A 16,415-nucleotide genomic window follows, 5' to 3' on the forward strand; every position below is an offset into this window, starting at 1 on the left:
TGAAATGTTATTTCATACGCCGGCCAAAAATATTCGACTCCATATCAGGCCGGATAGGCCCGAACACGACAATAAAAATCCGAAATTCTATTATACTTGCGACGCTTGCGGATGATATCCGGACAAGGGGTATCTCTGTACGCCCTGGTAAATACAGCTGCAACGGAGGGTTTATATGACAAGACCTCATAGAATTCCTGTCCCGCTTATCGCGCTGCTTATCCTGCAATATCTGCATGCCATTACCGTATTGATCGTCACCTTTACCATCGGCCTCACCGGCGACGCCACCGGAGTTCTGTTTTATATCTACTGCGGTCTGTTCGTATTTGTCTACATTCCGAATTCGATTTACGCTTTTCTCCGGGCGCGACGCGGGGAACGCTCCTCGGTATTGCTGTTTTGGAACATGCTCATAAAACTTCTGTTCGTTCCGATCTACATAGGAGTCTTTCTGTTGAGCATTCTTGTCGGAGCGGCCGGTCCTTTCGCCCTTGCGTTTTGGGCCGTATTCCTGATCTACGACTACATGATGCTGCTCACAACTTCCATGTACGGCCTGGCCGGGATCCGCCGGGCAAGGCGCGAGGGAATCATCACCAGGAAAGCAGCCGTGGTTCACAGCATTCTGCACTTCTTTTTCTGCGCGGATGTTATCAGCTCCGTTCTCATTTACTTAAAAGTGAAAACAGCGCAGTTTTCCCGTCAGGCTTCGCCTGACGCCGCCCTTTAACAAGCCTGGCGCTGCAAAAACATCAGCTTTACATGACGATATTTTCCTATGTCAAAACAGCGCCAGGCTTTCACAAAGCCTCCGAGAGATCGTTTTATCAATTAAAAACACTGTAACCATGAGGTTACAGTGTTTTTAATCTCATTTGACGCAAGGCTGCCGTAAAGTCAGGTAAAGTAATCGGATGATCTTAAACGAGGTTTGAAAATGCAGATCTTTCCGAACCTTTTTATTGGGAGTGCCGGCTACCGTACTCCGTTATGTTCATCGGCTTTCCTTTTGGATTTCAGTAAGTATGCCCCCAAGCCGATTTGGCATGCGAGTATGATAAATTTTATCATATCCAGAGTGATGCTTGAAACTGCGTACACCGTGCTGGTAATATTGCTGTTCAGCAGCCATATTATATTGACAACGGAATTTACAAGGACCGATATATCAACAATACCGTTGATAATCATCAGAATCCCTGCTGATTTTCTGGCCGTATCGTCATGAATAACAGAAGAAAGGCCCTGGTGCCGCTTTTTGTTAAGTGCGTACAGAACAAGTATGATAGCCGCAATGCACCCAATCCACCAAAAGAAATACTGATTATATGAATTGCGCAAAAAAATGATTTGCGCCAATTTAGTCAGCAAAGAATAAGCAGCGGTAAGCACTGTATAAAAAAGAGCAATGCCTAAAACGGTTCCGGCATTGTATTGTCCACATGCACTTCCTTTGCACCGCAATAAAAATAGTCCCACAGCGATCTGGAACAGGATAAGAATAACGGTAACAATCGTAGGAACGGTGCTTAGATCCGAGTTTCTGTTTACCAGCGAAGAAAAAGCATATATAATTTGAGGTAAGTAAACAGACAGGCCTGTCAGGCCGGTGATTATGATTAATGCGCCCGCCGCCTTTCTGACGGTGGAGTCTTGAAATATGGTGCGGAAGCGCTGGTTCTGCTTTCTATTTCGCACATATACGATAAACCAGATGGCCGCAAAGGTGCAAAACTGCAGCAAGAACGCCTTTACAGCATATTTATCAACTGCGGAATAAAAGAATATCATAAGACATGACGCTATCGAAAATGCAGCGGTTATCATCGCATAAAGGTAAGCGATACCCAGGGGTCTTCCCTTCTCGTCCATATGCGGTACCTCTGTGTTACTCATAAATTTTATATGCGGCTAAAATTTACCATACCGCATTACGGCGCGGAAGTCAATTTGTTGCCCAATATGGAACAAATTGTCTGTATTACATGCCGGGAGATGATCCAATGCTGACAAACAGGACAATCCATCTGCGGTTTTTCCCCCACGCGGCAATCAAGTTCCTGCTTTTTGCCGCCGCCGTCACCCTGTGCGTGAACCTCTTTGATCTGGCGGCTTTTACCGGTTCCCTGCGGGGTCTTCCGTCTCTTCGGACGCTTTTCGAAGTCCTGGCGCTGTCGGTTTTACTCACGGGAATCCAGGTGCTGTTTCTCACCGGGCGCGTGATCCCTTCCCTGCCGTTTCTGCTGCGCTTTCTGCTGGCCGCCATTTTCTCCGAGGCGCTCATCGCCGCTCTGGGGATTTTCTTCGGCTGGTTCCCCTTTCAGCCGGAAGCGCTTGCGATTTTCATTTCCCTCTTTTCCGCCGTATATTCCCTCAGCATCCTGTTTTTTCTCCGCCTGCAGGCCGAAGGGGCAACAGGCTCCGGCAGGATCCTGCGGACGGTTTCCCTCCGGGTGAAAAAAACAGCGTTTGCGTATCTATCCGCGTTTATCATCGGAATGTGCGCGGGATACCGCGGCTCCGGGGAGCTGTACAGGCCCTGGCAAATGCCGGAGACAAAAGTCACGGAGATGGACGACGGCGACGACGCACAAGACTAACGGTTTCATGAACAGAGCGTTATCAAGGCCCGGGCGCGCCGGAAACGGCGGAGAAGTTATACTAAAGCGGCAGCCGATACCTTTACCGCCTGCCGGGGTAAATCGCGCCTGTCCGTACACAGCGGCAGTTTTCAGTGAAAGAAAGACGACACCGGAGCCGGAACGTATAAAAGTGCCGCCGGGCGGTGATCCGCTTGTGAATTCATAGGATCTGATCCTCGCTTCCGCAAACCGGGACAGCAGGTCCGATTTTTTGCCGTCCGGCCCTTTTCTCCGGCCGTCAAGCTGATAACGGCCTATGTAATGCGCCGGCCGAACCGGCACATTTATAGGCAGCTTTCGCCTATAGGACCTCGACATAGTCGATGTTCAGGATGTTGTAGAACTTGAGCGAACCGGTGTTTTCTCCCAGAATGTTGATTGCCCGAACGAAGTTCTGATCCGCGCTGATGAGCATGACCGTTTCCACGGACCCGTTGGCAAAGATTCTGACTCTTTGATTCAGCAGGCCTCTCAGCGCGTCGGCGAGAGAGACTCCCACACTTTCATAAGGCATTCTTTTTCACCTCTATCATTTTTCATAAGACCTCCTCGCGGGGGGCTGATTCATAGTATTCATTTCAGGCGCCATACGTGATAGGCCCCATGTCTGTACCCCCCCGCAAAGGGGCCCGATGCGGTAAAACCGCATCGGGCCCGGCAGTATTTCTATAAAATAAGCAGCTGATGGTAATTCAGTCTTCGCGCTTATATCCGTCAAAACGCCGCCATTGGGCGGCGTTTTTTATATGCGGATCATAACGATCCTTCGGGGAACGCTTCTCCGCTCTGCAAGAAGAAATATTCCCGGACTTCGCCGCATAGTAAGAAAACAGAAGCGATGGGGATACCGTTTAAGGATACTAAGAACGGGGAGGATTACTATGGCCGTATTTCACTCCGAAATCGCAAGCGCAAACGCGGGGAAACTTCGCCGGCTCTGGGAGTTTCGCACACACAGCTACGTAACGGCGCGCCCGCTGTTAGATCGAAATCGGGTCTATCTCAGCGACTGGCAGGGGTTTATTTATTGTCTGGATGCCTCCGACGGCAAGCTGATTTACGAAAAGCAGCTATACCGGCCTCCCCGGGGCAATCCCGTTTTCCGGTCGCTCCCTCTGGTAAACCGGTTTCTCTCCGAACCTCTCCCTTACTTGTGGAACGGGTTTGCCGGAACCGGCTGCCTGAACGGCGGCGTCTGGTACTTAGCCAGCGTGGGCGGCAAGGAGGGCGGTGCTCTGACAAACGGCTCGCCCGGGAAGCTCTACGCCGTCTACGCAGAGAACGGCACCATATTCTGGGAGCGGCCACTGGGAGATGAGACTTATACCGGCAGCCTCGCCGTTCCCCTCTGTGTCGGCGATCTGCTCTATGTGGGGCTTTGTTCGGTGGATGAGATCGCAAGCGTTGCCTATCGGCTGCGGTTTCGTTCCTTTACTCCTCAATGCGTTGGCGAGGTGTTCTGTTTTCATAAATACTCCGGTAAGTTGATATGGCATAAAAAAGTAACTGAGCTTATTCCCGGAGACGATCCCGCCGCCAAGGGCGCCGGGGTGTGGGGCGGGTTCTCCGCCGACACCCTTACGGGCGCTTTGCACTTCGCTACCGGGAACAGCTATGGCAGGCCTGTATCCAAAGCTTCCGATTCCGTTATCTGCGTCGGAAGCGGGGACGGCAGGCTTCGCTGGAGCTTTCAGGCGCAGGCGCAGGACGCCTGGATGCCCCTGAAAAGAGACGGACCCGACTTTGATTTCGGATGTACCCCAATTCCCTTCCCTTGCTCCGCGGCAGCTTCCGGGTATGCAGTGGGCGCAGGCAATAAAAACGGGACGGTGTACGCCCTGGACAGCCTATCCGGCATCCAGGTCTGGGCGGCATACTGTCATATCCACTCCACACCGGACGACGGGATCCGTTCCAACATCACTTTCCTGGACGGACGCATCTACGTCTGGAGCAAAAACGAAACCCCCGCAGATTCCATCTCGGTAAACTGCCTGGACGCCGAAACCGGGACCGTTCTCTGGAACCGGATCGAGCCGGGAACCAACTGCATGACTACGGGCGCGGTCACCAACGATTTGTTTTTCATGGCCGATTACAGCGGCAGGATCTACGCTCTTCGGCTCGGGGACGGCATCCGGGTATGGGAGTCAGCCGCCGCCAGAGCTTCCTATGGGTCGGATCTGGTCATCCGAAACAGCGCTGTCTACGCGGGCTTCGGGGTACCCCGCCTTTTCGGCGGAAAATATTCTGCCGGCGGAGTGGTCTGCTGGGGATTGTAGAGCACGCGGACTTGCCTCAATCAAATGCCGATTCCGAGAGTAACGGTCGAAACCTCGTCGATACCTACAGAGCTTAAAATTCACAGATTATTTCCAGAGTGTTTTCAATTTCTAAATATACTGACACCTCCCTGTGGTACCATATAGGTATTCAAAACGCTTGCAAACGGGAGGCAGGAATGACACCACACGCCGAAGCAGATGCCATGATCGCGACGCTGCAGGATTACGACCGCTTTATCCAGCCGTATCAGGCGGGCATCCGGGAAATCAGCCTGAGGATGGACGTGCTGAAACGGAACTTCGATACGGAATTCTCCCATAATCCCATTCATTATATCCAGACGCGGGTGAAAACCATGGAGAGCATCTGCGGCAAGCTGGAACGGAAAGGATACGAACCCAGCCTGGAAAACGCCAAAAATTATCTGACGGATATCGCCGGCATCCGGATCATCTGCTACTACCCCGGCGACGTCTATACCGTGGTGCACGCTCTGCGCGGCATGAAGGATCTGGCCTTTCCCCGGGAAACCGACTATATACAAAATCCAAAACCAAACGGATACCGCAGTTATCACATGATCGCGGTGGTACCCATTCACAATTTCGGCACCGACTATTATCCCGTGGAGATCCAGCTGCGAACGCTCACCATGGACACCTGGGCGGGCATGGAGCATCAGATCCGATATAAAACGCAGCCGGAGGAGCCCGACACGGCCACGGCCGAGCTGCGGGAATACGCCGATAAACTCCATGAGATCGAAGCGCATATGGAGGATTTGTATCACCGCGTCCCCGCGAAAAATCATTAGACCGGGAAAGAACCGATGGAAGTCCCATCGGTGGAAATGCCGATGCCGCAAGCATTTCCGGCAAATTGGGCTGGACTTCGGAATGAAACCATGCTATCATGGTTTCATTCTGTAGGAGCTGCGGGGAGAATAAATGAGAAACGATGTCAAATTCCGGTTCGCAACGAAAGACGATGCCGCCGAAATCCTGGATTTTGTCCGGGCGCTGGCGGAATACGAGCATCTTTCGGACCAGGTGACAGCCACGGAGGAAATTCTCCGGGAGTGGGTTTTCGAAAAGAAAGGTGCGGAGGTGCTCTTTCTCTCGGCCGGCGGCAAAGATATCGGCTACGCGCTGTTTTTTTATAACTTTTCCACCTTCCTGGGGCGCTCGGGTCTTTATATAGAGGACCTGTTCGTGTATCCCGAATATCGGGGGCGGGGGTACGGGAAGGCGCTTTTCGCGCAGTTGGCCCGGATCGCCGCGGAGCGGGGCTGCGGGCGCATGGAATGGGCCTGTTTGGACTGGAACCGGCCCAGCATCGAGTTTTATCTGTCCGCCGGGGCGGAACCCCTCTCGGACTGGACGGTGTACCGGCTTACAGGAGAACGCCTGCACCGGCTGGCGGAGGATGCATCTTATTCTCGGAAGAAACTCTGATCCGACCGGAGAAAATATCGACAAGCCGCCGTAACTTCTTGATAAATAAAATAAAATATAGTATACTTTAATAAATCGTGTTGCTTCACGCGTAAATCCAGATGGATGGATTTACGCGTTTTTTATATGCGCAGATATCATAAATAAAAAGGAGAAATCGGTATGCCAAAAACAAAAGCTCAAAAAATTCTATTTTCTGTTTTGATGTCGTTTGTCATGGTCTACGGAATGGAGGTTTACAACAGCGCTATCCTTCATCGGGGTCTGACAAACGCTCTTTTTCTGCTTCCTATGGGAGAAGTGCTGATTCTAATGGCGGTAGTTATGGGATTGGAAACCTTCATAGGAGGGCCTTTGGCAAGAAGGCTGGCCTTCGGCTTAATAGATCCCTCAAAGGACAGGCCCATAGCAGTAATCCTTGCAATTCAAATCATGACAGTGTGCATCATGTGCCCTATAATGAGCCTTGTTGCAACAATTGCCTTCAAAGGAGGCTTGGATCCGCAAGCAGCCGCAATATGGGTGCAGACTGTGGCCATCAATTTCCCTATGGCACTCTGCTGGCAGCTGTTTATTGCCGGACCTCTGGTACGTAGGATTGTCGGGTATTCTTTATCTCCACACACAAATAAAAAAATGCTATAATTCCAATTAAGGAATAGATTTACTCCAAGCGTGGCCTGGCCCGGCGTTCTCCCGGCAGTTCGTGCTGGATTATAACGATGCCGAAACCACCGCCATTTTGGAGATTCTGGGCAGGGCAAACCCGGCCGGGTATTCCCGGAGGAAGAATGAGGGAGCGAAAGCCATGAGACTGGAAAACCGAACGGTCAAACTGAAGGACGGGCGGCCCTGCCTTCTGAAAAGCCCCGCGGAAGAGGACGCGGAGGAAATGATCGTCCATCTCCGGCAGACGTCGGGCGAGACGGATTTCATGGCCCGGTACGAAGACGAGATCCGGATTACGCCCGACGAGGAGAAGCGGTATCTGTCCGGGCTGCTGGCCGACCCCCGATCTTTGCTGATCACTGCCCTGATAGACGGCCGGGTTGCCGCCGCCGCGGGCTTTAACCCCGTTTCCCCCAATGAAAAATACCGGCACAGGGCGGTATTCGGCATTTCGGTGAAGAAAGCCTATTGGGGCCTGGGCGTGGGTTCTTCCGTTCTGGAAGCGGTCATCGAGGCTGCAAAGGCCGCGGGATACGGGCAGCTGGAGCTGGAAGTGGTCTCGGACAACGAGCGCGCCGTCGCCCTGTATCAAAAGCACGGATTTATCATCTACGGGACCCGGGAGCGTTCCTTTCTCCTCCGGGATGGGAGCTGCCGGGCCGAGCACCTCCTGCTGCTGAAGCTGTGATCCGAAATGGAACGTTTGGTTCTCCGAAAACCTTTGCTTTTAAGACTTCACGCAAACGGAAAGGATGCGAAATCATGGGCTGCTATTTTATGGTCACCATCTACATCGACAATCCGGAAAACCGGGCGCCCTACGACGAATATATCCGTATGGTCCGGCCCATTGTGGAAAAGCACGGGGGCAAATATCTGGTCCGGACGGAAAAACTCGACTGCCTCACCGAATCCTGGAGGCCCAACCGGCTCATCATCGTCCGCTTCGACAGCCGGGAGGCGCTGGATCAGTGCTTTGCCTCTGAGGAATACCGGAGCATCAAGGCTCTCAGGGAAAACACCGTGGACAGCAGGATTCTTATCGCGGAAGGCGAATAAGCCGAAAATCCTGGCTGCGGTTACACATACGGCGGAAAAGAATCCATGATGAACGCAACGGTATACAAAAGGGCCTTCAACAACGACACAAACCGGTTCCTGCTGGGCAGCATCCGGGCCGATTACGGGGAGGAGTACTTCCGCAGAGCGCTTCGCGCCGCGTGGCTGCACACTCAATATTACGCCACGCTCGGGAAAGGAAACCTCAGGAGCCTGGAGGAGATTTTGCGGGAGCTGGAGGAAACCCCGGACTAAACCGCCGGATCCGGGCGGTGTGCGCGCCGCCTTTTTTGCGTACCTGTCCGGCGGCGCGGTTCCGGTTGAACTGCAGCTGAAACGGGTATATACTGAATTTGTTTATTCAGTTTTGGGAGGATTCTATACTATGACGGAATATAAAAGCATGTACGACAGGTTCACCGCCCAGCCGAATTTCGGGGGAAGCTGCGCCGGCTGCGGCATCGTCTTTGCGGTAAATTCCAGCAGCATTCTCGTTAAAACCGGAGAGGGCGCCGCCGTTTTTCCCGGCATGGAGGACTTCGGCAGCAATCCCGCGGGTTTTGAAAACACGGTCTATCTGGGGACCGTCGACGGGGTGGGCTGCGGGTGCACCTACTACGACGAGTCGCTCCCCATTCCCCGGGGAATGGCTTTCGAAAACCTTCGTAACCTGCTTTCCGTCCTGGACGAAAGCCTGGGCCTCGTCGCCGCCAGGGCCCTGCATCTGGCCAACTGGCTCCGCCAGAACCGCTACTGCGGCGTCTGCGGCAGCCCGACACTTCCCAGCGGCACCGAACTTGCCAAAAAATGCCCCGTCTGCGGGAATTCCGCCTATCCGAAAATTTCCCCCGCCGTCATCATGGCCATCGTGAAGGAAGACCGGATTCTCCTTGCCCACAACAGGCGGTTCGCCGGCAGGATGTACAGCGTGCTGGCGGGATTCGTGGAACCGGGCGAGTCCATCGAGGAGTGCGCAAAACGGGAAATCATGGAGGAGGCGGGTATCCGGATCCGGAATATCCGGTACTTCGGCAGCCAGCCCTGGCCCTTCCCGGATTCGCTGATGATCGGCCTCACCGCCGAATACGACGGCGGAGAGCTGAAAGCCGACGGGACGGAGTTGGACGACGCGGGCTGGTTCCGTGCCGACGAGCTTCCCACCGTCCCCGGGACGGTGAGCATCGCAGGGAGGCTCATCCGGTGGTTTACGGACGGAGATGAAGCATAATCAGAACAGCCCATCCCCACTTTCAGTCTATCTGAGGCCGGGCGCGCCCGGCCTCTGCGCTTGCCGGGAAAACCGGTTTTGTGGGAGGGCGGCGCCCGGTGAGCGCCGCTTTTCAGCCTGCATAGTATGGCAGAAATCCTAATTTCGAGGTGATCGACTTGGAAGATGTCACCGAGGTGCGGGAAGAAGCACTCCATTACTTTGTGATACGAAAGGAAATTCCCTTTAAAGGAAAGGCCTATATTCTGGTGCGCCGCTGCCGGGCAGATGTTCTTCCCTCTCTTCTCCGGGAGCTCACAGGGGATCTTCTGCGCCTGGGCGCGAAGCAGGTTTTCTGCTCCGTCACCGACCCTTCTTTGGTTCTTTCGGAGGAGTCTTTTTTCGCGGGGGAATATCTTTTCCGGTTTGACGGCACCGTGGACTGTCTGGAACGGGGGACCACGGCGGAGGGATTTGAATCCCCGGACCCGGGGTTCCGGGCGGAGCCCCTGACGCGGGAAAACGCCCCGGTCTTTCTTACCATGTATAACGAATGTTTTTTCAGCGTTCCCAACTCCGCCACCTATGGGGAGGAGGATATCCGCCGTATGCTGGAAAACCGGGTATTCGAGGGCATCCTCTTTACCTTCCGGGGCGCAACCGCGGGCCTTCTGGAGCTCTCTTATCAGGATCTGGTTCCTGAGCTCGCCTCCGTGGCGGTTTCGGAGCGGTTCCGAGGCAGGGGGCTGGGCCGTGATATCGTGCTTTACGGCCTGGAGCATCTCCGGCAAAGAGGGCATTTTTTAGCTTTTCTTCGGGTTTCCTCCCGCAATACGGCGGCGTATCATCTCTATCTTTCCCTGGGCTTCCGGCAGACGGATGTCGCCTCCCGCTGGTATGTGCACCGCCCGGAAGGAGTCTGAACGGCGGCTGCCGCTATTTCACTGCCGATGCAATTAAACGAAAAAGGACCTAAGCTCCTGCCTCGGACTTAAGTCCTTTTGTTTTTTCAGATGGTGTGATATACTGATTTTTGGCTATTTATTTCTTTTTATCCAGTGCATCACAGAATTTTTATCAGGGAGACTTATATGATTGACGTTCGGAACATGACGAAAAAATACGGCAAGCTGACCGCCAACGACAACTTAAGCCTCGCCGTGGGCGGCGGAGAGCTTGCTGTTCTGCTGGGTCCCAACGGCGCGGGCAAGTCCACCCTCATCAAGTCCGTCTGCGGCCTTTTGCGTTTCGAGGGCTCCATCACCATCGGAGGATACGAGAATCATTCTACCGAGGCCAAGCGGCTGCTGGGGTATATCCCGGAATTTCCCGTTCTGTATCCTATGCTGACGGTGTACGAGCACCTGGAGTTCATCGCCAGGGCGTACCGGCTGGAGGCCTGGGAGGACCGGGCGGAGGATCTGCTGCGCCGGTTCGAGCTGGACGATAAAAAGACGAAGCTGGGCAAGGAGCTGTCCAAAGGAATGCAGCAGAAGGTCAGCGTTTGCTGCGCCCTTCTTCCCTGTCCCCGGGCCGTCGTCTTCGACGAACCCCTCGTGGGCCTCGACCCCCACGGGATCCGGGAGCTGAAAATTCTCATGTCGAAACTTCGGGAGGAGGGCTGCGCCCTGCTGGTGAGCACCCATATCATTGAGAGCATGGAAGACAACTGGGATGTGACCTACATTATGATGAAGGGCAAAATCGTACGGGTCTGCCGCCGGGAGGAACTCCATGAGGGCCAGAGCCTGGAGGACGTCTACTTCGACATCACCGAGGGACACGCTCCGGAGGAATATCCCCATGAATAGCCTCGTTTTTCTGGTATCCAGAAGTCTGAAAAACAGTTTCCTGGAGCTTCTGCGCAAACCGGCGAAGCTGATTTTGTGGCTTTTCGTCATCGCCATGGTGGTGGGATTCTTTATCCTTTCCCTGTATACGCGCCAGAGCGCGGAAATTCACAACATTATCTGGCTCAAGGGGATCGCCTTTCTCATGGCCCTGTTTCTCGTCATCATTGCCGTACAGAAGGGTCTTTCCAGCGGCGACGCGATATTCGACATGAGCGACGTCAATCTTCTGTTTGTTTCTCCTGTCAATCCCCGGCTGATCCTGCTGTACGGAATTGTCCGCATGGCGAAAATGGCGTTCTGGGCGGGCTTTTTTATCCTGTTTCAAAGCAATTCCCTCAGCAACGGCTTCGGCGTGGGATACGGCGGGGTGCTTCTTCTGCTGCTGGGTTTTTTCCTTGCCTTCAGCCTGATGCAGGTCCTGTCGCTTCTGATCTACGTTCTCACCAACGGGCGGCCGAAACGGAAAAACGCGGTGAAGCTGATCGCCGTCGCCGCTTTTCTTCCGGTGATCGCCTACACCGGAGTTACCTTTGCGGCAGTCCGGTCCCTTCTCCCGGCGCTGGAAGCCGTGCTGCGCTCACCCGTTTCCACGTGGGCTCCTGTGGCGGGCTGGGCATCGGAAGGGATCGTTTCTCTCATTATCGGCAACACGGGCAGGGGGCTTTTGTTTTTCGGGCTCATTATTCTTGCCGCAGCCCTGATCATGCTGTATATCGCCCTGAGCAACCCCGATTATTACGAGGACGTTCTGGTGGCCACGGAAACCGCCTTTGAGAAAAAACGCTCCGCCTCCGAAGGGCAGCTGAACCCGGAAGCCTCCTCCAAACGGAAGATCCATGTTTCCAAAACCGGCATCGGAGGGGCGGGAGCAAGCGCTATTTTCTATAAGCACCTGCGGGAATCCTTCCGCGCAAACCGGCTGGGTCTGTGGGGGCTGCCTTCCGTCTTTACGGTACTGGGCGCCGCCGTGATGTCCCTGTTCCTGCGGGGCGAAGGAGACGGCGGAGGGCTCCTGATACTTCTTCAGATCCTGATGTGGATGCAGATCTTTTTCATCGGGACGGGGCGCGGCCTGAAGGAACTTTATATGCACTATATCTACCTGATTCCAGAAAGCTCCTTTCGTAAAATCGTGTGGAGCAATCTGGAGCTGGCACTGAAAATCCTGGTGGAGAGCGCCGTGCTCTTCTCCGTCGCGGGCGGCATCCTGGGCGCCTCCGTCCCGCTCATTTTGCTCTCCATCGCGCTCTTCACCCTGTTCTCCTTCCTGCTATTGGGCATCAACTATCTTTCTCTTCGCTGGACCCAGGCAGATCTGAGCGCGGGACTCCTTATCATCATCTATCTGATTGCGGTAATCGTCATCATGCTCCCCGGCCTGATCCCCGCAATCGTTGTGGGATCCATGCTCGGCGACGCCGGCATCTATGTCGGGTTCGGAATCCTTTCCGCCTGGGAGCTTCTTGCCGCCCTGGGCTGCTTCGCCCTGTCCCGGGGCATCCTCCACCGCTGCGACATGCCCGTGTACAAGGGCGGCCGGCAGCGGTAAAAGAACAGTCTAAAATAAAATCGGGCCCGGAGAACCTGACGCCTCCGGGTCCGATTATTATTTCCGTGCTTCATCCCTTGCTGCCTTGCTTTTTATCCCCGTCAACGTCTCGCGTCCTGCCGCCCGCTGTCTTCCAGCGCAAGCTGGCGGTAGAAAATCGCGTTAGTGAAGTTGACATAGGGGATCAGCCAGAGGTAGAGGATGCCCAGAGTGAGGACCCCCAGGAGCATCCATCCGATGAAGCTCAGGTCCAGGACGAAAAGGTCAATCTTATGGCCCACCATGAGCCGTTTGCTGGTGCGGATGGCCTCCATGGCCGTCATATCCGGGTTATCGATGATGAGGAAATACACAAGCCGGTAGCGGTAGATCGCAATAAACCCCGGAATAATGAAGAGCAGAAACCAAAGGAATGTGAAAAGTCCCACCAGAAAGGACAGCCAGATGATCCTGCCCGCGTAGTTGAATCCGTCGAACAGCTCCGCGAAGGAGGAGGTCCGGCTCTCGATGCCGGCAAGGCAGTAGGTAAGAAATCCCACCATGAGCACGGAGTTAAAGAGTGCAATCAGCAGATTCAGGAGCGTCACCAGGCCTCTCAGGCCGGGATCCGCGATATCCTCCGCCCAGTAAAGCCCCCCTGTCAGCGCGTTCACCACCAAAGAAATCGCTATGGGGATGAGGCTGTAAACCAGCGTCATCAGCATGGGCTTCGGCTCCGCCCTCTTCATACAGTCCTTAGCCTGCCATTTCATTTCGATCCGGTTCATTCCCATATATCCATCCTCCCTATCTTTTCCATATTATCACAGCGCCGGTGTACTGGCAACAGAGAATTCCGGAAGATTCCCTATTAATCCCCATTTTTCTGTGTTTTTCCTGTAAATTGTTCGCAACTTTTTACGCTGTCCGGCCTTCGTGCACACGGTCCCGATGCTTCTTTGAGAAAGGATATGCCGTCCTCTCAGCGCAGTGTACCGTTCCTCACGGGAACCTGGTCTCCGTTTTCCTTCACGGCGTTCCGGTAAAAAACCGCGTTGGTGAAATTGAAGTAGGGTACCAGCCAGAGGCCCAAGCAGTAGGCGGCGAGCATGGTGCCATAGACCCCGTCCAAGCCCGTGCGCATAAATACCCGCCAGAATACGAAGCTGAGGGGGACCGCCAGCAACGCCCAGCCGATAAAGCTCAGATCCAGAAGAAAGAGGTCTGATTTGCGTCCGTTCATCAGCAGACTGCTGGCGCGGATGGCCTCTTTGGCGGTCATATGGGGGTTGTCGATGATGAGGAAATATGCCATGCGGCAGCGATATATTGCAATGATACCGGGTACGATGAGAAGCAGGAACCGGAGAAGGATATACAAATCCATGAGAATGGACAGCCGGAGGATCCTTCCGAAATCGCGGAATCCCGCAAAGAGCGCCGAAAAGGAGGAAGGTCTTCTTTCAATCCCGGAAAGGCAGTAGGTACGAAAACCCACCGTCAATACGATCTGAAACAGTCCGGCGAGAAACTGCAGAATGAGTTTAAGCCAGATCAGCCCGGGGTCCGCCAGCCGGCCGGACAGATAAACGCCCCCCGTGACGTAATTGAGCATCAGCGACAGAGCGCCGATTATCAGGAGATAAATAATCGCCATCCCAATGGGCCGGGGCTTCGCCCTGGCCATATCGTCCCTGGCCTTTTCCTTCATTTCATATAATACCATGCCGCTTTCCTCCCTTACTTTTGTTATTTTACCATATACAGGAGTTGCCCGGCAACTGAGAAACGGGGGCGCCTTTTTCTACAAGCGGATACTATTAGATAAAACAAGACGTATGGCTGTCCCCCCGCCTCCGGCGGGGGGACAGCCATACGTCTTGTTTTATTTGTTGTATCGACATTTTATTGAAGCCTGGTATGACAATAAAAATGCGGGAAAGGCAGCTGCCTTTCCCGCATGATTTTGCTTTTGGCCCTTATTTCAGCACAGCGCCCTGGTCGGCGGAGGTGACCAGCTTGGCGTACCTCGCCAGGTACCCCGTCTTGATCCGGGGCTCGGGGCAGACCCACTGGGCGCGGCGGCGCTCCAGCTCGGCATCGTCCACCAGAAGATGGATGGAATAATTGGGGATGTCGATGGCGATCTGATCCCCTTCCCGGATGAGGGCGATGGGTCCGCCGTCGGCTCCCTCGGGGGAAACATGCCCGATGGAAGCGCCCCGGGTGGCGCCGGAAAAGCGCCCGTCGGTGATGAGGGCGACCTCCTTGTCCAAGCCCGCCCCCGCGATGGCGGAGGTGGGGCTGAGCATCTCCCGCATGCCGGGGCCGCCGCGGGGCCCCTCGTATCGGATCACCACCACGTCGCCGGGGAGGATCTTACCGCCGTAGATGGCGGCGATGGCCTCGTCCTCGCTGTCAAAGACCCGGGCGGGACCTGTATGGGTCATCATCTCGGGGGCCACCGCCGAGCGCTTGACCACCCCTCCGCCGGGCGCCAGGTTGCCGAAGAGGATGGCGAGGCCGCCGGTTTCGGAATAGGGCTTGTCAAAGGGCCGGATCACCTCGTTGTCCAGCACCATGGCGCCCTTCAGGTTTTCCTTCAGGGTCCTGCCCGTGACGGTGAGGACCTCGCCGTCGATCCGCCCGTTTTCCAGAAGGCGGCTGAGGAGCGCCTGCACCCCGCCGGCCTCGTAGAGGTCCTGGACGTGATGCTCCCCGGCGGGGGCCAGGTGGCACAGGTTGGGGGTCACGGAGCTGTGGCGGTTGATATCCTTCAGATCGAGGGTGAGTCCCCGCTCCTTGGCAATGGCGGTGAGGTGCAGAACGGAGTTGGAGGAGCAGCCCAGGGCCATGTCGGCAATCAGGGCGTTGGCCAGAGAAGCCTCTGTGATGATGTCGGAAGGCTTGATATCCTTTTCAATCAGCTCCACGATCTTGTATCCCGCCTCCTTGGCAAGGCGGATGCGGGCGGCGTAGACGGCGGGAACCGTGCCGTTTCCGGGCAAGGCCATGCCGATGGCCTCGGTGAGGCAGTTCATGGAGTTGGCGGTGAACATGCCGGAGCAGGAGCCGCAGCCGGGGCAGGCGTTGTCTTCCACCTCCTTGAGGGCTTCGGGGCCGATCTTCCCCGCCTTGAGGCTTCCTACCGCCTCATAGACGCTGTTATAGTCCAGGGCCTTGCCGTTTAAGCGCCGGGAGAGCATGGGGCCGCCGGAAATGAAGATGGAGGGAATGTTCAGCCTCGCCGCCGCCATGAGCATGCCGGGGATGATCTTGTCGCAGTTGGGGATAAAGACCATGCCGTCGAAGGCGTGGGCCATGGCCATGGACTCGCAGCTGTCTGCGATGAGCTCCCGGGAGGCCAGAGAATACTTCATTCCCTGGTGTCCCATGGCGATCCCGTCGCAGATGCCGATGACTCCGAACTCGATGGGAGTGCCACCCGCCATGCGGATGCCGGCCTTGACCGCCTCGCAGATGGTGCGCAGGTGGATGTGCCCGGGGATGATCTCGTTGAAGGAGTTGGCAACGCCGATGAGGGGGCGGCTGAGTTCCTCGTCGGTATAGCCCATGGCCTTGAACAGAGAACGGTGGGGCGCCCTTTCGGGGCCCTGGGTCACCAGATGACTTCTCATTGGAATTACCTCCGTGATGTTTTTTGTGATACCGGCGGATGCCCCGAAGGCAAAACCGCTCTCCCGGGTATGGAGA

General features: G+C 55.2%; 18 protein-coding genes. 13 read left to right on the forward strand and 5 right to left on the reverse strand.

The features are described 5' to 3' along the window. Positions 1-175 precede the first annotated feature (175 nt). Positions 176-733 carry a DUF6652 family protein gene (locus B9A13_RS09275; RefSeq protein ID WP_084234866.1) on the forward strand — a complete coding sequence of 186 codons (558 nt, stop codon included), beginning with the start codon at positions 176-178 and terminating at the stop codon, positions 731-733. 245 nt (positions 734-978) lie between these two features. On the opposite strand, the gene B9A13_RS09280 is transcribed toward B9A13_RS09275, so the two are convergent. Continuing rightward, complete coding sequence (locus tag B9A13_RS09280) at positions 979-1,875, reverse strand: hypothetical protein (protein WP_084234867.1); 897 nt, start codon at positions 1,873-1,875, stop codon at positions 979-981. Positions 1,876-2,006: 131 nt separating this feature from the next. Between B9A13_RS09280 and B9A13_RS09285 the strand changes: the two genes are divergently transcribed. Beyond that, positions 2,007-2,603 carry a hypothetical protein gene (locus tag B9A13_RS09285; RefSeq protein WP_084234868.1) on the forward strand — a complete coding sequence of 199 codons (597 nt, stop codon included), beginning with the start codon at positions 2,007-2,009 and terminating at the stop codon, positions 2,601-2,603. A gap of 343 nt (positions 2,604-2,946) precedes the next feature. Here B9A13_RS09285 and B9A13_RS09290 read toward each other — a convergent pair whose 3' ends face one another. Continuing rightward, positions 2,947-3,159 carry a hypothetical protein gene (locus B9A13_RS09290; RefSeq protein ID WP_084234869.1) on the reverse strand — a complete coding sequence of 71 codons (213 nt, stop codon included), beginning with the start codon at positions 3,157-3,159 and terminating at the stop codon, positions 2,947-2,949. A gap of 367 nt (positions 3,160-3,526) precedes the next feature. Between B9A13_RS09290 and B9A13_RS09295 the strand changes: the two genes are divergently transcribed. The 11 genes from B9A13_RS09295 to B9A13_RS09345 all read left to right on the forward strand — a co-directional run bounded on the left by B9A13_RS09295 (position 3,527) and on the right by B9A13_RS09345 (position 12,722). After that, the gene (locus B9A13_RS09295) at positions 3,527-4,927 is read left to right on the forward strand and encodes an outer membrane protein assembly factor BamB family protein (RefSeq protein ID WP_159448092.1); all 1,401 of its coding nucleotides are present in this window, start codon (positions 3,527-3,529) and stop codon (positions 4,925-4,927) included. A gap of 179 nt (positions 4,928-5,106) precedes the next feature. Next, positions 5,107-5,745 carry a GTP pyrophosphokinase gene (locus tag B9A13_RS09300; protein WP_242942829.1) on the forward strand — a complete coding sequence of 213 codons (639 nt, stop codon included), beginning with the start codon at positions 5,107-5,109 and terminating at the stop codon, positions 5,743-5,745. A gap of 133 nt (positions 5,746-5,878) precedes the next feature. Beyond that, positions 5,879-6,385: a GNAT family N-acetyltransferase gene (locus B9A13_RS09305; protein ID WP_084234872.1), complete on the forward strand. Its 507-nt coding sequence runs from the start codon at positions 5,879-5,881 to the stop codon at positions 6,383-6,385. A gap of 162 nt (positions 6,386-6,547) precedes the next feature. Then, a complete protein-coding gene (locus B9A13_RS09310; RefSeq protein ID WP_084234873.1) occupies positions 6,548-7,030 on the forward strand; it encodes a DUF2798 domain-containing protein in 483 nt (160 codons plus the stop codon). A 163-nt stretch (positions 7,031-7,193) separates the two neighbouring features. Then, positions 7,194-7,742: a GNAT family N-acetyltransferase gene (locus B9A13_RS09315; protein ID WP_084234972.1), complete on the forward strand. Its 549-nt coding sequence runs from the start codon at positions 7,194-7,196 to the stop codon at positions 7,740-7,742. A gap of 74 nt (positions 7,743-7,816) precedes the next feature. After that, positions 7,817-8,113 (forward strand): DUF1330 domain-containing protein, encoded by a 297-nt coding sequence (locus B9A13_RS09320; RefSeq protein ID WP_084234874.1) that lies wholly within the window; start codon positions 7,817-7,819, stop codon positions 8,111-8,113. 45 nt (positions 8,114-8,158) lie between these two features. Next, a complete protein-coding gene (locus tag B9A13_RS09325; RefSeq protein ID WP_084234875.1) occupies positions 8,159-8,368 on the forward strand; it encodes a hypothetical protein in 210 nt (69 codons plus the stop codon). 130 nt (positions 8,369-8,498) lie between these two features. Further along, positions 8,499-9,341, forward strand: a complete 843-nt coding sequence (gene nudC / locus B9A13_RS09330; protein WP_143806934.1) for an NAD(+) diphosphatase — start codon at positions 8,499-8,501, stop codon at positions 9,339-9,341. A gap of 158 nt (positions 9,342-9,499) precedes the next feature. After that, positions 9,500-10,243, forward strand: a complete 744-nt coding sequence (locus B9A13_RS09335) for a GNAT family N-acetyltransferase (RefSeq protein ID WP_084234877.1) — start codon at positions 9,500-9,502, stop codon at positions 10,241-10,243. A 168-nt stretch (positions 10,244-10,411) separates the two neighbouring features. Then, the gene (locus B9A13_RS09340; RefSeq protein WP_084234878.1) at positions 10,412-11,131 is read left to right on the forward strand and encodes an ABC transporter ATP-binding protein; all 720 of its coding nucleotides are present in this window, start codon (positions 10,412-10,414) and stop codon (positions 11,129-11,131) included. Further along, positions 11,124-12,722 carry a putative ABC exporter domain-containing protein gene (locus B9A13_RS09345; RefSeq protein ID WP_084234879.1) on the forward strand — a complete coding sequence of 533 codons (1,599 nt, stop codon included), beginning with the start codon at positions 11,124-11,126 and terminating at the stop codon, positions 12,720-12,722. Before B9A13_RS09340 ends, B9A13_RS09345 begins: the two co-directional genes overlap by 8 nt. A 101-nt stretch (positions 12,723-12,823) precedes the next feature. On the opposite strand, the gene B9A13_RS09350 is transcribed toward B9A13_RS09345, so the two are convergent. The 3 genes from B9A13_RS09350 to ilvD form a co-directional block, all read right to left on the reverse strand. Beyond that, positions 12,824-13,495, reverse strand: a complete 672-nt coding sequence (locus B9A13_RS09350) for a DUF975 family protein (protein WP_084234880.1) — start codon at positions 13,493-13,495, stop codon at positions 12,824-12,826. A gap of 188 nt (positions 13,496-13,683) precedes the next feature. Next, positions 13,684-14,427, reverse strand: coding sequence for a DUF975 family protein (locus tag B9A13_RS09355; protein WP_084234881.1), 744 nt, complete (start codon positions 14,425-14,427; stop codon positions 13,684-13,686). A gap of 253 nt (positions 14,428-14,680) precedes the next feature. Further along, positions 14,681-16,339, reverse strand: a complete 1,659-nt coding sequence (ilvD, locus tag B9A13_RS09360) for a dihydroxy-acid dehydratase (protein WP_084234882.1) — start codon at positions 16,337-16,339, stop codon at positions 14,681-14,683. Positions 16,340-16,415: the final 76 nt, after the last annotated feature.

Origin of the sequence: Papillibacter cinnamivorans DSM 12816 (assembly GCF_900176335.1) — a bacterium.
Taxonomy (GTDB): domain Bacteria; phylum Bacillota; class Clostridia; order Oscillospirales; family Oscillospiraceae; genus Papillibacter; species Papillibacter cinnamivorans.

Bases quoted from the DNA above. Each gene is read 5' to 3' on its own strand.
- B9A13_RS09275 (WP_084234866.1), top strand. From the start codon at position 176: ATGACAAGACCTCATAGAATTCCTGTCCCGCTTATCGCGCTGCTTATC.
- B9A13_RS09280 (WP_084234867.1), bottom strand. From the start codon at position 1,875: ATGGACGAGAAGGGAAGACCCCTGGGTATCGCTTACCTTTATGCGATG.
- B9A13_RS09285 (WP_084234868.1), top strand. From the start codon at position 2,007: ATGCTGACAAACAGGACAATCCATCTGCGGTTTTTCCCCCACGCGGCA.
- B9A13_RS09290 (WP_084234869.1), bottom strand. From the start codon at position 3,159: ATGCCTTATGAAAGTGTGGGAGTCTCTCTCGCCGACGCGCTGAGAGGC.
- B9A13_RS09295 (WP_159448092.1), top strand. From the start codon at position 3,527: ATGGCCGTATTTCACTCCGAAATCGCAAGCGCAAACGCGGGGAAACTT.
- B9A13_RS09300 (WP_242942829.1), top strand. From the start codon at position 5,107: ATGACACCACACGCCGAAGCAGATGCCATGATCGCGACGCTGCAGGAT.
- B9A13_RS09305 (WP_084234872.1), top strand. From the start codon at position 5,879: ATGAGAAACGATGTCAAATTCCGGTTCGCAACGAAAGACGATGCCGCC.
- B9A13_RS09310 (WP_084234873.1), top strand. From the start codon at position 6,548: ATGCCAAAAACAAAAGCTCAAAAAATTCTATTTTCTGTTTTGATGTCG.
- B9A13_RS09315 (WP_084234972.1), top strand. From the start codon at position 7,194: ATGAGACTGGAAAACCGAACGGTCAAACTGAAGGACGGGCGGCCCTGC.
- B9A13_RS09320 (WP_084234874.1), top strand. From the start codon at position 7,817: ATGGGCTGCTATTTTATGGTCACCATCTACATCGACAATCCGGAAAAC.
- B9A13_RS09325 (WP_084234875.1), top strand. From the start codon at position 8,159: ATGATGAACGCAACGGTATACAAAAGGGCCTTCAACAACGACACAAAC.
- nudC (WP_143806934.1), top strand. From the start codon at position 8,499: ATGACGGAATATAAAAGCATGTACGACAGGTTCACCGCCCAGCCGAAT.
- B9A13_RS09340 (WP_084234878.1), top strand. From the start codon at position 10,412: ATGATTGACGTTCGGAACATGACGAAAAAATACGGCAAGCTGACCGCC.
- B9A13_RS09345 (WP_084234879.1), top strand. From the start codon at position 11,124: ATGAATAGCCTCGTTTTTCTGGTATCCAGAAGTCTGAAAAACAGTTTC.
- B9A13_RS09350 (WP_084234880.1), bottom strand. From the start codon at position 13,495: ATGGGAATGAACCGGATCGAAATGAAATGGCAGGCTAAGGACTGTATG.
- B9A13_RS09355 (WP_084234881.1), bottom strand. From the start codon at position 14,427: ATGGTATTATATGAAATGAAGGAAAAGGCCAGGGACGATATGGCCAGG.
- ilvD (WP_084234882.1), bottom strand. From the start codon at position 16,339: ATGAGAAGTCATCTGGTGACCCAGGGCCCCGAAAGGGCGCCCCACCGT.